Raw genomic sequence first — 14,177 nt, 5'->3', positions numbered from 1 at the left:
GCCTGAGTTGGTGGAGGGCGAACCCCCTGGTGAGTCGATCCCCCACCCAACCTCCCCGCGCGCGGAGAAGCGTTTCACAGCCGGGCGAGCCATCATCCTCCCCGAGGTGTCGGGCAGATTTATCGAGCACCTCGAATAAACCGTTGACAATTCTGGCATGGTGATTATAATAGGTAGTGGGTAGGGGTTATGCGGTTAAGGATACAGATGGAAGTCTGTCAATAAGAGCGACGCATAATGTTGGCATGAGCGAATTCTTTGACATCTTAAACGACAGGACTACGATGAGCGTACCACCCCCGCCAAAGTGTGCAACCACAACTACTCTGGACCCAACCCCTCGCCGGGGCGTTACCTCTGCTGGGGAGGACGAACCGACTACGCCAACAACTGGGACTGCGGTGCACCCTATGCAGGATGGTACGACCTGCTCGCGCCATACATGAAGAACTACGGTATCCTGCGTTGCCCCTCTCGCCCGGACAGAGGCTACTATCCCTTTGACGCCAGCGGCAACCCAACCGCTGAAACCGCGCCCGGAGGCAGCTGGGAGAACCTTCGCAACACCTATGCCGTCAACTTCTACGCGGTAGCCACCAATATCATCTGGAACCTGGCTTCCACCACCAGCTGCTACGCGAACTGGGACGGGCGCGGTAAAACACTCGCCAGGTTCTCGGCGCCGGCGAACGTCGTGGCAATTGTGGAAGCGTTCGGCACGTGCCCCGACATTCGCAACATGGTGACCAACATGGACTGCAGTGTGCATAACCGGGGCTCCAACTACATCTTCGTGGACGGGCACGCGAAGTGGCTACGTGTTGTTGCCACTCTCAACCCCGTAAACGTATGGGTGGACGAGAGCGACCCCGATGGACGTGCCTGCGTGTCCAACGCCTACATGAACCGCTTGATGGCGAACGACCGCACGCGCGTCGAGTGTCTGGGACAGTAGTAAGGAGAGGCGGCGATGCGTAACCAGCAGAATCCTGTGCTGTGGGTAGTGATTATCGTGGCGGCATTAGTGGTTATCATCGGGGGACTATGGACGTACACCCAGCACAGGGCACAGGTGCAAACCGAGACCATCCGCAGGCAGGCGGAAGAGGAAGCCTACCGCGAAGGCGAGCTGGGGCACCCGCCGGGTGAGGTGCCCGGAACCACGAGCCGATAAGTAATCCCTGTGGAGCAGCTGCTGGCGGAGCGCAGCCCCTGCAAACATCAAGGGGAGGCTGCGCTCCCGTACGTACTCTGGGTTTTTCCGTCCGCTGAAAGGGAAAACCTGACCTTACCGAGAAAGCGAAAAGAGGAGGGGTAAACGATGCAAAAGCTATCCAGACGACGTTTCCTAAAGGACTCGCTGGCGTTGCTGGCGGTGACGGCGTCGCCTGCGCCGGTGCTCGCTTCGGTGAAGGTGGCACGCAAGCAAGCCAGCCCCAACGACCGCATCGGCGCGGCGGTCATCGGCTTCAACGGACAGGGCAAGAGCCACATCCGCCAGCTTCTGGCGCAACCCGATGTAGACCTTGTCGCACTGTGCGACGTGGACGAGGCGGTGTGGCCCGTGGGGTTGAAAATCGTGGAGGACGCGGGCAGACCTAAGCCCAAAACCTACCAGGACATCCGCAAGCTGCTGGAAGACAAGGATGTGGACGTGGTGACCATCGCCACGCCCAACCACTGGCATGCGCTGGCAGCCATCTGGGCGATGATGGCGGGTAAGGACGTATATGTGGAGAAGCCTTCCAGCCACAACGTGTGGGAAGGCCGCCGTACAGTGGAAATCGCCCGTCAGCTGGGGCGTATCTGTCAGGTGGGCACGCAGATTCGCTCCTCAGAGGGCATTCGCCAGGCGATACAGTACCTGCACGAGGGCAACCTGGGCAGGATAACCCTGGCACGCGGTCTGTGCTACAAGCGGCGCGATTCCATCGGCAAGGTGTCCGGTCCGCAGGAGCCGCCCGCCACAGTGGACTATGACATCTGGCTGGGTCCTGCGCCCAGGAAGCCGGTGATGCGCCAGCGGTTCCACTACGACTGGCACTGGTTCTGGGACTACGGCAACGGCGACCTGGGCAACCAGGGCGTGCACCAGATGGACATCGCCCGCTGGGGGATGAACAAGAACACCCTGCCGAACAGGGTACTGGGACTGGGCGGCCGCTTCGGCTATGTGGACGATGGCGAAACACCCAACACCGAGCTGGTCTTCTGCGACTACGGCGATTGCCAGCTTATCTTCGAGGTGCGAGGGTTGGAGACGCCGGACCTGAAGGGGGTCAAGGTCGGCAACATCTTCTACGGCGAAAAGGGCATCATGGTCATCCCCAGCTACAGTCAGGCGATTGTCTTCGACAACGACGGCAACAAGGTCACGGAGTTCAACGCGGGTGGTGACCACATGCGCAACTTCCTGGATGCCGTGCGCAGCCGCAAGCACACCGACCTGCACGCCGATATTTTGGAGGGGCATCTCTCCAGTGCGCTGTGCCATCTGGGCAACGTCTCCTATCAGTTGGGCGAGCTGGTTCCCTTCGACGCCGAGAAGAAAGCCTTCGGGGACAACAAAGAGGCGTACGAGACTTTCGCCCGCTTCGAGGAACACCTCGCGGCGAACAACATCGTGCTCAAGGAGACCAAATACCGCCTCGGGCGCGAGCTGCACATCGACGCCGAGCGTGCCACGTGCAAGGGAGACTCTCGGGCAAACCGGCTCCTCACGCGCCAGTATCGCAAGCCCTACGCGGTGCCGGAGAAGGTGTGAGCCGCGGCGAATAGGGTGAAGTCATCGGTAGCCGCAGGCTTTAGCCTGCGCTCTTACAGTCACTGCCTGCGGCTACGGTCGAAGGGTCGTTCCGTGCGTTATGGCGTTGTTTGCCCGCCTCCGGTTTGAGCAGGAGGTGCGCCTCCTCCACCACCGGGGGCTCCCATCCGTTGCGACTTCGGCAACATAGGACCGGTGTAGTAACCCGGAGGGGGCGGTTCTTCCCGCGTCGCACGATGACGCAGCAGCAGTGCGATACCTACCAGCACAATGCCCACCAGCAACAGGATAATCATGTTTTTACCGCCTGTACCTGCCATCCGTTATCCTCTCCTGCAAAAGGATAGCACCCCGCCCGAGGCGGGGTGCCTTTCGCTCACTCTGTACCGCCAGCGGGGGTTGGTGCCCCTCTCTGGCTCTTAGGGAGCATGGGGCCCTCGTAGTAGCCTTCCGCTTGCGGGTCCTCCTTCTTGCCGCAGGCAGTGATGCCCACGCCCATCGTGAGAACCCAGGCGACGCCCGCTACGAGCAGTCCCCAGCGCTTCACCGCGCGCCAGCGATTCATTGGCTTACTCCATCGAGAAAGTGAAGTAACGCATGTAGTACACGGTCTGCCCGTTCTCCACCGTCGTCGCCAGATAGCGCTCCGGGTTGCGCTTGATGTTCTTCGCATGACCATCCAGGAACGTGAAGTTCGCGCCGTCCTGGTGAATCTTCTGCGACTCGCAACCGATGGAGATGACCACGTAGGTCGGCCCCCTGTCGAGCATGGTGATGCCGTCACCAATCAGGATGGTCTCCGCTGGTCGCTTCACCTCAGGCATGTAGCGGGTCAGTCCGCCCGATGCCGCAGGATAGCACAGGCTACCCGGGAAGTGATAGTACGGGTTCTCGGGAGTGCCAGCGCCGCCACGGGTTGCCATCTGGAAGACAATACCATAGTGCGCAAACACCTGCGTCGGCGGCATGTACGGGTCTAGAGCGCCCGGATAGCAGTCCGACATGTTCGCGCCTTCCAGATATCGCTCGAGGCTCCACGAGGGGCATCGGTGCAGTCCCTGCGGCTGTCCACCCACGGTGTAGGTTCGCCCGGCATCTGGCGGAACCAGGGTGCTCTTGATGTACGGATGGAGCAAGCCGATCCAGAAGCGCTCGTTCAGCGGCTGCCCCGGATACTCGCGGATCTTGAACCACGGCACGATGGCTTCGTCGTAATCCTGGGCATACATCAGAATAGCCGTACCAAACTGCTTGGAGTTGGAAAGGCACGACGACTTACGGGCTGCCTCTCGCGCCTGCGAGAAGACAGGGAACAGGATAGCTGCCAGTATCGCAATAATCGCGATAACGACCAGCAGCTCGATCAACGTAAAAGCACGTTGTTTCATTTACCGTTTCACCCTCCTGACCTTGGATGTGATGAGTATGTCAAACGCCACAAGGCGTCGGACATCCAGTATACGTATTCGGGAAAGACCCCGTATTCTCCGTTCCCCACAACTCTGCAAATGGCCAATGGACATGCAACACTGCAGCCATTTATTACTTTACGACCTGCTACCAATTTTGTCAAGAGTTAACAGGGCATTCCAGCGATTTTCCCGTATTTTTTCGGCGATAAATGAGAACAACAGGGCGTGGCGAACACTGCCACGCCCTTTCCCGCGGGAAGCGTGTTCTAATCGTCGCCGATCGCGCCGAAGTTTTGCACCAGCACGCCGAAGTCGAGCAGGGTCACCTCGTCGTCGCCGTCCAGGTCGGCGTCGGCGTTCCAGTTGCTGTCGCCAGGTATGGAGCCAAATGCTGCCACCAGCGCGCCGAAATCAAGCAGGGTCACTTCATTATCGCCGTCGATGTCGCCGTTGGTCAGTACCACGTCCACCCCGGAAACGTCGCTGTTAGAGACAGTCACCGGAACGACCACGCGCAGCCAGTGGCTGGCTTTGAAGGCGATGTCGTAGGTGCCGGGCTCCACGTCGGTCAGCGTGTACCTCCCTACGCTATCCAGATTCACCGTTTCGGAGCGCACGACGTTGCCGCCTTCGCGTATCTCCACATCCACCGGTACCTGCGTGACGTCGCCAGCGAAGTCAGCCAGCGTGACGGTGCCGCTCACCGCAAAGCCCGGAGGCAGGATATGGTGCAACACGCCGACGTACACAATGTCCGCGTCGAATCGGGTGGACTGGTAAGGCTGCGTCGGCGCGTCAGACAGGGGTCCTTGCACGGGCACGTAGCCGCTGCCCCCGCCGAGGATGACGTTGCCCTGCCCGCTGGGGTTGTCCACGCGGTCGGCATCGATCAGGTTGGCGATGAGGATGGCGTCGATGCTTTCGTTCTCGCCAATGCCGAAATCGTCCAGATTGAAGGCGGTTGCGAACACCAGATAGTTTGCCGTAAAGGTGTTGGCAAACTCATACCGCCACTGGCTGAAGGTGGTCGCGCCCTTTTTGCGCACCGCTACCATGAATGCCTCCGGTGCGCCCGGTGAGCCTACCTCATACAGCACGAAATCCTCCCCCGGCAGATTCGGCAGGCGCATGCCCTCCCAATCCACGAGGAAAATCTTGCGCACCACAGCATTGCCCAGCTCCACGAAGCGCGGATTGCCAGTGGGACTGCTGCCGCTCATCATCCAGCCGAGTGTCTTCGTGCGGTCGAAGTCGGTATCTTTCAGGAACTCGGAGTCAAAGAAGTTAAAACCGCTAACCTGCGGCGGGTCCACAGGCAGTACGCGCTTCACCCCGTTCGTGATGTCCCACGTGTACCCGCCGACGCTGTATGTCTGCGCCGCCGTCTGCTGCACGACGAGTAGCGCGAGACACACTGCCGTCAGGATTGCGAACCGTGTGGAGAACATCTCTGTTTCCTCCTTTCAGGATTCCAGAACGTGTTTCGAATTCATCTACTCTACTTTATATGCATAATCCGTGCCAAAACCCTGCTTTTTACCGAGAATGAGCAAAAAAGCCGTAGGAATTACGGCTTTGAAAGAGAGGTTACCATTATCCTCCACCGGACACCAACTGTTTTACCTTCTCCAGCAGGTGCCGGGCCACTTCCTGCTTGGTCATCAGGGGCAGAGGCTCCTGCCTGCCGTCTGCCCACAGCAGGGTCACACGGTTGGTGTCGGAGCGGAAGCCGGAGTCTTCCTCAGACACATCGTTGGCTACAATCAGGTCGAGGTTCTTCTCGCGCAGTTTCGCCTGCGCGTTCGCCAGCAATTCCTGTGTTTCCGCGGCAAAGCCCACCAGAATGTGCCTGCCCTTCCGCTCGCCAAGGGTGCGCAGGATATCGGGATTGGGCACAAGGCGAATCGTCCACTCCTCTTCGCTCTTCTTGCGCTTGCCCTGCCAGACCTCTGCCGGACGATAGTCGCTCACCGCGGCAGTGGCAATCACCACGTCCACCTCCTCATACACCTGCAGACAGGCATCCAGCATCTGCTGCGCCGTGCGCACCCGTATCGTCTTCGCGCCTGCAGGAGGGTCGAGCAGGGTCGGTCCGGTCACCAGTGTCACCTCTGCACCCATACGCACCGCTTCCGCGGCGATTGCGTAGCCCATCTTGCCGGAGGAGGGGTTGGAGAGATGGCGCACGGCGTCGACAGGTTCCTCCGTAGGTCCGGCGGTGACCAGAATGCGCACGCCGCACAGGGGTGGGTTCAACACCTGTTCCACTGCCGCGAGGATGACCGGTGTATCCGCCAGCTTGCCCGCGCCCACGTCCCCACAGGCAAGCATGCCCTCCGCGGGATAGACGAAGTGCGCGCCGCGTTCCTCCAGCGTCCTGACATTGTGTTGTGTGGCGGCATGCTGCCACATGACGGTATTCATCGCGGGAGCAATCACCACTTTCGCCTGCGTCGCCAGCGCGAGCGTGGTCAGCAGGTCATCGGCGATACCTACTGCCAGCTTGGCAAGGATGTTGGCGGTCGCCGGGGCAATCAGCAACACGTCTGCCCGCTTTGCCAGATAGATATGCGCGATCTGGCGCTCCTCCGGCTCGTCGAACAGGTCGGTCAGCACGGGACGTCGCGTGATGGCGCGGAAGGTCACTTCGGTGATGAAGCGTCGGGCGTGTTCGGTAAGCACCACATCGACCTCCGCCCCCGCCTGTGTGAGCTTGGACGCGATGTCCGCCGCTTTATACGCCGCGATGCTACCTGTTACACCCAGCAAGATATGTTTTCCCTCGAAAACTGACATCTTTCACCCCTTTGGTATCCTTGCCCGCTCGGCGAGGATGATAGCTCGCAGCAGGTCTACCGCCTGCTCCAGGTCATCGTTGGTGACCAGATAATCGTAGTAGGGCAGCGCCTGCATCTCCTGCTCGGCGATGCGTAACCTCTGCTCCACCGCTTCGGGAGAATCGGTACCACGCTTCAACAGACGCTGGCGCAATACCTCCAGACTGGGCGGCTGCACGAAGATGAGTACCGCTTCTGGCACCCTCTGGCGCACCTGCAGACCGCCCTGCACCTCGATCTTCAGGATAACGTCCAGTCCCTGCGCCTGCAGGTCTTCCGCCAGATGGCGCGGCGTGCCGTAGTATGCCTGATGATAGCGGGCATACTCCAGAAAGCGGTCTTCGGCAATCCAGCGTTCGAACTCCTGCTCGGAGAGGAAGAGGTAGTCCACGCCGTGCCGTTCGCCTTCACGGGGTGGGCGGGTGGTCGCCGTGAGGCACTTCACCACGCCGGACACACGCGGCAGCAAACGTTCCAGCAGGGTATCCTTTCCCACCCCACTGGGTCCTGAAAGTACAATCAGCTTGCCTCTGGCACGGTGCGTGTTCACCGGGTTATCCCTTGAAGATACGTTTGTGTCATCATGTTTCACCTTTCAGTATAGCACAGCCGACGATTTGGCGCACCCTGTCCTGCAACCCTCTCCCGAAGCCTCGGGAGAGGGGATGGGGGTGAGGGCGAATCCCTTTGCAGGTGGAGGGCAAGCCTCCCGCCGCCATCTGTTGAGGCAGGAACCCCCTCCGGAAACGAGAACACAAAGGTAAAGATGGTTTCGGGAGGCTGCGGAGATGCACCGGTTGCTCGTTCTTTTGGTGTTGATACTTGCGCACGGTCTGGCTGTGGGGCAGGGCGTTCGTGACCGCTTCGTGTGGATTTTCGGCTGGGGATTGACACGCGACGAGGACGTCCCTCAGATTATTGCTATTCTGGAAGATGCGGCGAGGCACGGTTACAACGGCGCGGTGTTCTCGGCAAACCTCGATGCGCTGTGCAAGCAGCCGCCAGAGTACTTCCGCCGATTGAAACAGGTGAAGGACGCCTGTGACCGCCTGAAGATAGAGCTGATACCCTCTGTTTTCTCGGTGGGGTATGGAGGCGGTGCGCTGTGGCACGACAGCAACCTCGCGGAGGGGATGCCGGTCAAAGACGCTCTGTTTGTCGTACAGGGCAACGAGGCACGCCACATACCCGACCCGCCGGTTTCCATCGCGAATGGGGGATTTGAGGAGTACGAAGGCTACCGCATGAGGGCGTTCGCCTTTCACGATGAGCCGGGGGTGGTGTCTTTTCCCGATACGCAGGTTGCGCACAGTGGAAAGGCATCACTGCGTTTCGAGAACTTCCGCGCTCAACCCGCTGGCAATGCCCGTGTGATGCAGGAGGTCAGGGTGCGCCCCTACCGCTGCTACCGCATGAGCGTGTGGGTCAAAACAGAAGGGCTTCAGCCCAGCGCGAACCTGCGGATGCTGGTGCTGGCAGGCGACCGTGATCTCGCTCCGCGCACCTTTTCCGTGCCTGCAACCTCCGACTGGCGCAAACTCACGCTGATATTCAACAGCCTTGCCAGCGAGAAGGTGCTGGTGTACGTGGGCCTCTGGGGTGGGCAGTCCGGCAAATTCTGGGTGGACGACTGGACGCTGGAAGAGGTGGGCCCGGTGAATGTGCTGCGCCGCCCGGGCACGCCCGTCACCGTCAAGAGCGAGGATGGTTCCATCACTTATCAGGAAGGCAAGGACTACGCCCCGCTCACCGACCCCAATTTCTCTGCGTGGCGAGCGGTGGAGCATGACGCACCGGCACTCAAACTGCTGCCGGGAAGCCGTATCCGCGATGGACAACGATTGCGCGTGAGCTGGTACCATCCCATGCTCATCTACGACAGCCAGGTGACCGTCTGCATGGCGGAGCCTGCCCTGTACGAGATCTTCGAACACGAGGCAAAGCTGCTGTGGGAGCACCTGCGTTTCCAGAAGGTTATCCTGAGCATGGACGAGGTGCGAATGGGCGGTACCTGCGCCGCCTGCGCAGGTAAGGATATGGCGAAGCTGCTCGGAGAATGCGTTACCAGACAGGTGCAGATACTGAGGAAGGTAAACCCGAAGGTGCAGGTGTACATCTGGTCGGACATGTTTGACCCCAACCACAACGCCCATGCCGGCTATTACCTGGTACAGGGTGACTTCACGGGTTCATGGAAGCACATCCCCAAGAACCTCATCATCGCGGTGTGGGGCGGGGCACCGCGCGCGGAGAGCCTGCGCTTCTTCGAGAAAGAGGGCTTTCGCACCCTGATTGCCTGCTACTATGACGCTCCCCATCTGGAAGAGGTAAAGGGCTGGCAGCAGCTGGCACAGAAGACGAAGGGGGTCATCGGCTTCATGTACACCACCTGGGAACGCAAGTACGACCTGGTAGGGGAGTTTGCAAAGCTGCTGTGGGGGAAGTAGGCAACGCCCAATTTGACGAAACCAGTAAGGGGGTGGGCTCGATGGATGTGGATTTCTCCCGTGCTGTTGTTCTGAGCGCAGGGAGTGCGGCGCACCGGGCGGAACGTAAGGCGGCGCAGATGCTGCGCGACGAAGTGAAAAGACGTACCGGTCTCACCTGGCAGATAGTGGAATCGCCTCGCGACGGTACGCCGACGGTTGTGGTTGCGCATCCACAGCGTGTGCCTGCCGGATTGCACCTGCCACGACAGGCGGAACCGCCTGCGGACTCCGCCGAGGGCTACACGCTCTACCTGGAAATGCCCTCTCCGCGATCACCACGCTTGTGGCTGGTAGGCAACTGCGGACGTGCTGCACTGTTTGCTGCGGGACAGCTGCTGCGCTGGTTGCACACCGAACGGGGGCGTGCCCGGCTGCCCAACCGCCAGCCGGGCAGGTTGATTTCCACATCGGCGCGTTTCCCCATCCGGGGACATCAGCTGGGCTATCGCAGCCTGCCGAACACCTACGACGCCTGGAACGTAGCGCAGTACGAGCAATACATCCGCGACCTGCTGGTGTTCGGTGCAAACAGCATCGAGCTCATTCCGGCGTTGAGGCCCGACGAGCCGCGTACATCCATCATGCCCCTATCGCCGTGGGAAATGAACATCCGGCTATCCTCCCTGCTGGACGAATACGACCTCGACGTGTGGGTCTGGCTGCCCAACACCGATACGCCTTCGGGTCAACCGGCGGACATCCCGCAAATGGTGGCGGACAGACGGGGGCTATTTGAATCCATGCCGCGCCTGGACCATGTGTTCGTGCCGGGCGGCGACCCGGGTGATATGCCCCCCGAAGAGGTGTTCCCGCTTTTAGAGAAGATGGCAGAGGAACTGCACCGGGTGCATCCGCGGGCCGGGTTGTGGTTCTCTCCTCAGGGGTTCAGCCGCGAGCGGATGGACGCCTTTTACCGCTTCCTGCGCGAGCAACAGCCGGACTGGCTGACCGGCGTGGTGTACGGTCCCTGGATACGCGACCGGATGGAGCGCGTGCGCGAGATGGTTCCCGCCCGCTACAAACTGCGCCGTTATCCCGACATTACCCATTGCGTGCGCTGTCAGTATCCCGTACCCGAGTGGGATATGGCGTACGCGCTCACGCTCAACCGCGAGCCGATTAACCCCCGCCCGATGGCGCAGGCGCATATCCATAACCTGTTCATGAATCTCGCCGATGGCTGCATCACTTACTCGGAAGGCGTTAATGACGATGTGAACAAGGCAATCTGGTCGGCAAGGCTGTGGGACCCTCGCTGTGTGGTGCGCAATGTGCTGGTAGAGTACGGGCGGGTTTACATCTCCTCCGAGTTTGCGGAAGACATCGCCGAAGGGCTGCTTGCGCTGGAACGCAACTGGCAGGGCGTTCTGCTGGGCAACCCGCGCCCGCGCCTGACGTTGAACCTGTGGAGACATCTCTGGCAGGCGATGGGCAAAGAGGGGCAGGGCAACTGGCGTCTGCAAATGGCATACTTCCGCGCGCTGTACGACGTGTTCGTGCAGGCGCGTCTGGAGGTGGAAAGCAAGCAGGAGCAGGACGCGCTGCGCGTGCTGGAACAGGCGGAGCGGCTTGGAGCCTCGCAGGCGATGACACAGGCGAAGGACATCCTGAGTAAGACCCGCACTACCGCCGAAATCGAGGCGATGCGCCGCGAAATACTGGCACTGGGTGACGCGCTGTGGAAGAGTATCGGCATGCAGATGAGCGTGTCACGCTATCATGCAGACGGGACGGAACGAGGCGCGGTGCTGGACACGATGGACGAGCCGCTGAACAACCGGCTGTGGCTGCTCGGCGAGATGGAGAAAATAGCGCAGCTGCCCGATGAGCAACAGGCACATGCGCTGGTGCAACTTGCACGCTGGACGGAGCCTGGACCGGGTGGCTTTTATGACGATTTGGGTAACCCCGCCGCCGAGCCGCACCTGATACGGGGAGAAGGCTGGGCGAAAGACCCCGGCTTCCTGCGCTCGGCACAGGACGAGTACGGTGCGATGTCACGAGACTACCGCCTGTCGTGGGGCAGTCAGGCGTCCACGCTGTACGGCACGCCGCTGGAGATGCTGTATACCGGTCTGGACCCGAACGCACGTTACCGCCTGCGGGTGGTGTACAACGGGCGGTTCCGCGCGATGATGCGCCTGGTGGCGAACGATTCGGTAGAGATTCACGGCGCGATCGGGGGCACCCAACCGCCGTCCGTGATGGAGTTCCCCATCCCGCCAGAGGCAACACGCAACGGCATGCTGCGCCTGAAATGGGAGCTGATCGAGGGGCGCGGATGCCAGGTGGCGGAGGTGTGGCTCGTCCTGGAGGGGTCGCCTGACTAATACTGCAGCGCGATGCCCGTTACATAGATGCTCCAGTCCTTCTCCGCGCTCTGCTGGTTGGAATCCACCAGCAGCACCGCCTCCCAGCGGAGGGGGTAGTGCACCACGCCGTCGTTCGCACCTCCCCAGAACCCGGGGAAGCCGCCGTCCAGCCGCATGGTTACAAACCGCCACCCTTTCCAGGTGATGGCTCCGTGATCGGGCTGGAAGGTCTGCCCGGTGCTGTCGGTGATTCGGCAGCGCAACATGTTGCCGCTGCCGTCTCCATACACCCACATGCCCACCGCCTTCGGCTTGCCCTCGATGGGTACCAGCGTCTGAGGCAGGTTCACGCAGGCGAATCGCCAGCCCTTGCCGAAGCGATAGTCCAGACGCGCGGCGGTGCGCACGCCCAGCGGGGTGGGTTCTGGAGCTTCAGTGATAGCCACTTCTGCTTTGCCTTCCACCTTGGCATCGCCGTCCACCCATGCCCGCCAGCCTGTTACATCGGAGCGAACTGCCTCGAGCGATACCCACCGTGTCTCTTCCGAACGCGCCAGTATCACACCCTTGTCGTCCACAATCTGCGCCGAGACGCGCACGTCCGCAGGCAACGCTTCCGGCATCTGCACGCTGACGGTTGCTTCGCGCTGTCCTTTGGCGAGGTTCAGCGGTGCGCTACCCTGCAAACTGCCCGCTCGAATCTGCAATGTCGCCCGCAGTGCCTCCTCACCGGCATTCTCGATCACCGCTAACACCTGCCGCCGCACTGGTGGAAGGGTTCGCACATTCAGCACATTCGACACGCACAGCCACACGGTGGCAGTTTGCAATACGTCGCTTTTGTCTGTCACCCAGTCTATCGTGGTGCGCAAGTAGGGGATACCGCGTTCCTCCACCCTCACCGGCAGGTTCACGACACGCCTCTCCCCAGACCGCAATCGAAAACGCGCCTGTGCCAGGGTTTGTTCATTGGCTCGCGCCCGCAGCACCACCGATAGCGTTTTTTCCGTCGGGTTGTGTACCTGAACAGGGATGTTCTGGGTATGCCCTGCACGCACGGTGAGTAACTGTCTCACAGGCGACCACGCCCCTATCAGATTCATCTCCCCGTGCGCGGGCAGAAGCAGATATTGCGGTTCCTGTGTCAGGTCGAGTATAAAGGGCGCACCGCTGACCGCAATGCTTCGCGTTTTTCCCATCAGGTCTACCACCTGAACCGTGCCGCGCGGCAGGTTCAGCGTCACTGGATGCGGGTCTGCGGTAGTCCATGCTGCCAGCGCGAGCTGCTCGCCCTTGCGGAACAGCAACAGATAATCGTCGGGGTTCGGCAGGGCGATGCGCCGCAGGTAGCGATAGCCGTTGAGCGTGCTGGTGAGTGTCTTGGCGGCGATGTATGCGGGCTTGGGGCGCAGGTCGTGATACACCGTACCGAAATGATGCTCCGGCTCTTTGGGGTCTTCGCCGTCGTTCTTCCAGTCGTACCAGATGCTGAGAAACACATCGCCGGTCAGGTTGCTCAGCCACTGGCGCGGCAGGTACCGTGCCTGCTTCTGCATGTCCATAGCCTGCCAGATGTCTGAGTATCCCCATTCTCCAGACAGGATGGGCAGATATTTGCGTGGGCTGTAGCGGTCCAGTAGCAGGCGCAGTCGTCGGTAGTCCTCGTTGGCACTCTCGGGAAGGTGGGGACGATACGGATGCACCGTCACCGCGTCCAGCCGCTGCAACACCCCCAGTTGCCCCAGTCGCTCCAGAAACTCCCACGGAAAGCCAGAGGAGGCAGGCGCGACGATGAATTCGCCGGGCGCAACACGCCGGATGGTGTCTATCACCAAATGCGCCAGTTTCGCGTAATCTTCCACGTTGGGCTTCGGGCGCCAGAAAAAGATGTTTGGCTCGTTCCAGATTTCCCACAGGATGCCCTTGCCCGCGTATCGCTTCACCGCCGCTTCCACGTAGCGGGCAAACGCCGCGCGTCCCGCATCGGTGTGGGGTGCTAGCCCTGCGTCGTACAGCTCGTTGCCGTAGTCGAGGATGAACAGGATGCGGATGCCCCGTGCGGTCATATCGCGCACGAGGATATCGTATTGCGAGAAGTCGTAAACGCCCTTTTGCTTTTCGATCTCGTGCCAGAACAGGTCCATCCGTACAAAGCGGAACCCCCCATCCGCCAGCAGGTTCAGCTCACGCTCGCTCGCCTGCGTGAAATGGATGTTCACCCCGAAGGGCTGAGGTACCACCGGCTCGGGCACACCCTTCGGCGCCGCTGCGGAAAACGCGGTTATCAGTGCCAGCATACCAAACACACACCCCCGGAAACTTCTCATCGTCGCTTACCTCCCCGCGTGAGGATTCTTCGTACG

Annotated in this window: 12 protein-coding genes; 5 read left to right on the top strand and 7 right to left on the bottom strand. The window is 60.9% G+C overall.

Going from position 1 to position 14,177, the window contains the following annotated elements; translation table 11 throughout:
• Positions 1 to 307 precede the first annotated feature (307 nt).
• From K6U75_02200 to K6U75_02190, 3 genes are all read left to right on the top strand, one after another.
• The gene (locus K6U75_02200) at positions 308 to 955 is read left to right on the top strand and encodes a hypothetical protein (protein ID MCL6473856.1); all 648 of its coding nucleotides are present in this window, start codon (positions 308 to 310) and stop codon (positions 953 to 955) included.
• 15 nt (positions 956 to 970) lie between these two features.
• The gene (locus tag K6U75_02195; protein ID MCL6473855.1) at positions 971 to 1,174 is read left to right on the top strand and encodes a hypothetical protein; all 204 of its coding nucleotides are present in this window, start codon (positions 971 to 973) and stop codon (positions 1,172 to 1,174) included.
• Positions 1,175 to 1,321: 147 nt separating this feature from the next.
• Positions 1,322 to 2,764 carry a Gfo/Idh/MocA family oxidoreductase gene (locus K6U75_02190; GenBank protein MCL6473854.1) on the top strand — a complete coding sequence of 481 codons (1,443 nt, stop codon included), beginning with the start codon at positions 1,322 to 1,324 and terminating at the stop codon, positions 2,762 to 2,764.
• Between the two features lie 98 nt (positions 2,765 to 2,862).
• On the opposite strand, the gene K6U75_02185 is transcribed toward K6U75_02190, so the two are convergent.
• The 6 genes from K6U75_02185 to gmk all read right to left on the bottom strand — a co-directional run bounded on the left by K6U75_02185 (position 2,863) and on the right by gmk (position 7,563).
• Positions 2,863 to 3,084, bottom strand: a complete 222-nt coding sequence (locus K6U75_02185; GenBank protein ID MCL6473853.1) for an LPXTG cell wall anchor domain-containing protein — start codon at positions 3,082 to 3,084, stop codon at positions 2,863 to 2,865.
• 56 nt (positions 3,085 to 3,140) lie between these two features.
• Complete coding sequence (locus tag K6U75_02180; GenBank protein ID MCL6473852.1) at positions 3,141 to 3,329, bottom strand: hypothetical protein; 189 nt, start codon at positions 3,327 to 3,329, stop codon at positions 3,141 to 3,143.
• Between the two features lie 4 nt (positions 3,330 to 3,333).
• Positions 3,334 to 4,152, bottom strand: coding sequence for a DUF1559 domain-containing protein (locus tag K6U75_02175; protein MCL6473851.1), 819 nt, complete (start codon positions 4,150 to 4,152; stop codon positions 3,334 to 3,336).
• Between the two features lie 290 nt (positions 4,153 to 4,442).
• Positions 4,443 to 5,624, bottom strand: a complete 1,182-nt coding sequence (locus K6U75_02170; GenBank protein ID MCL6473850.1) for a hypothetical protein — start codon at positions 5,622 to 5,624, stop codon at positions 4,443 to 4,445.
• Positions 5,625 to 5,769: 145 nt separating this feature from the next.
• Positions 5,770 to 6,972: a bifunctional phosphopantothenoylcysteine decarboxylase/phosphopantothenate--cysteine ligase CoaBC gene (coaBC, locus tag K6U75_02165; GenBank protein MCL6473849.1), complete on the bottom strand. Its 1,203-nt coding sequence runs from the start codon at positions 6,970 to 6,972 to the stop codon at positions 5,770 to 5,772.
• 3 nt (positions 6,973 to 6,975) lie between these two features.
• Positions 6,976 to 7,563 carry a guanylate kinase gene (gmk, locus tag K6U75_02160; protein MCL6473848.1) on the bottom strand — a complete coding sequence of 196 codons (588 nt, stop codon included), beginning with the start codon at positions 7,561 to 7,563 and terminating at the stop codon, positions 6,976 to 6,978.
• 238 nt (positions 7,564 to 7,801) lie between these two features.
• Between gmk and K6U75_02155 the strand changes: the two genes are divergently transcribed.
• Both K6U75_02155 and K6U75_02150 read left to right on the top strand, forming a co-directional pair.
• Positions 7,802 to 9,460 (top strand): hypothetical protein, encoded by a 1,659-nt coding sequence (locus tag K6U75_02155; protein MCL6473847.1) that lies wholly within the window; start codon positions 7,802 to 7,804, stop codon positions 9,458 to 9,460.
• Entirely contained in the window at positions 9,448 to 11,832 is a 2,385-nt protein-coding gene (locus K6U75_02150) for a hypothetical protein (GenBank protein MCL6473846.1), read from the top strand. The genes K6U75_02155 and K6U75_02150 overlap by 13 nt, the downstream gene beginning before the upstream one ends.
• Here K6U75_02150 and K6U75_02145 read toward each other — a convergent pair.
• Positions 11,829 to 14,141, bottom strand: a complete 2,313-nt coding sequence (locus tag K6U75_02145; GenBank protein ID MCL6473845.1) for a cellulase family glycosylhydrolase — start codon at positions 14,139 to 14,141, stop codon at positions 11,829 to 11,831. The genes K6U75_02150 and K6U75_02145 overlap by 4 nt on opposite strands.
• Positions 14,142 to 14,177 lie beyond the last annotated feature (36 nt).

It is taken from the genome of Bacillota bacterium, assembly GCA_023511455.1.
Classification (GTDB): Bacteria; Armatimonadota; HRBIN16; order HRBIN16; family HRBIN16; genus HRBIN16.
The sequence above is the reverse complement of the archived record's forward strand: the minus strand, read 5'-3'. Positions and strand labels throughout refer to the sequence as shown.

Coding starts and splice junctions, on each gene's coding strand:
- K6U75_02180 (MCL6473852.1), bottom strand. CDS start 3,329: ATGAATCGCTGGCGCGCGGTGAAGCGCTGGGGACTGCTCGTAGCGGGC.
- K6U75_02195 (MCL6473855.1), top strand. CDS start 971: ATGCGTAACCAGCAGAATCCTGTGCTGTGGGTAGTGATTATCGTGGCG.
- K6U75_02155 (MCL6473847.1), top strand. CDS start 7,802: ATGCACCGGTTGCTCGTTCTTTTGGTGTTGATACTTGCGCACGGTCTG.
- K6U75_02190 (MCL6473854.1), top strand. CDS start 1,322: ATGCAAAAGCTATCCAGACGACGTTTCCTAAAGGACTCGCTGGCGTTG.
- coaBC (MCL6473849.1), bottom strand. CDS start 6,972: ATGTCAGTTTTCGAGGGAAAACATATCTTGCTGGGTGTAACAGGTAGC.
- K6U75_02145 (MCL6473845.1), bottom strand. CDS start 14,141: ATGAGAAGTTTCCGGGGGTGTGTGTTTGGTATGCTGGCACTGATAACC.
- K6U75_02185 (MCL6473853.1), bottom strand. CDS start 3,084: ATGGCAGGTACAGGCGGTAAAAACATGATTATCCTGTTGCTGGTGGGC.
- K6U75_02175 (MCL6473851.1), bottom strand. CDS start 4,152: ATGAAACAACGTGCTTTTACGTTGATCGAGCTGCTGGTCGTTATCGCG.
- K6U75_02170 (MCL6473850.1), bottom strand. CDS start 5,624: ATGTTCTCCACACGGTTCGCAATCCTGACGGCAGTGTGTCTCGCGCTA.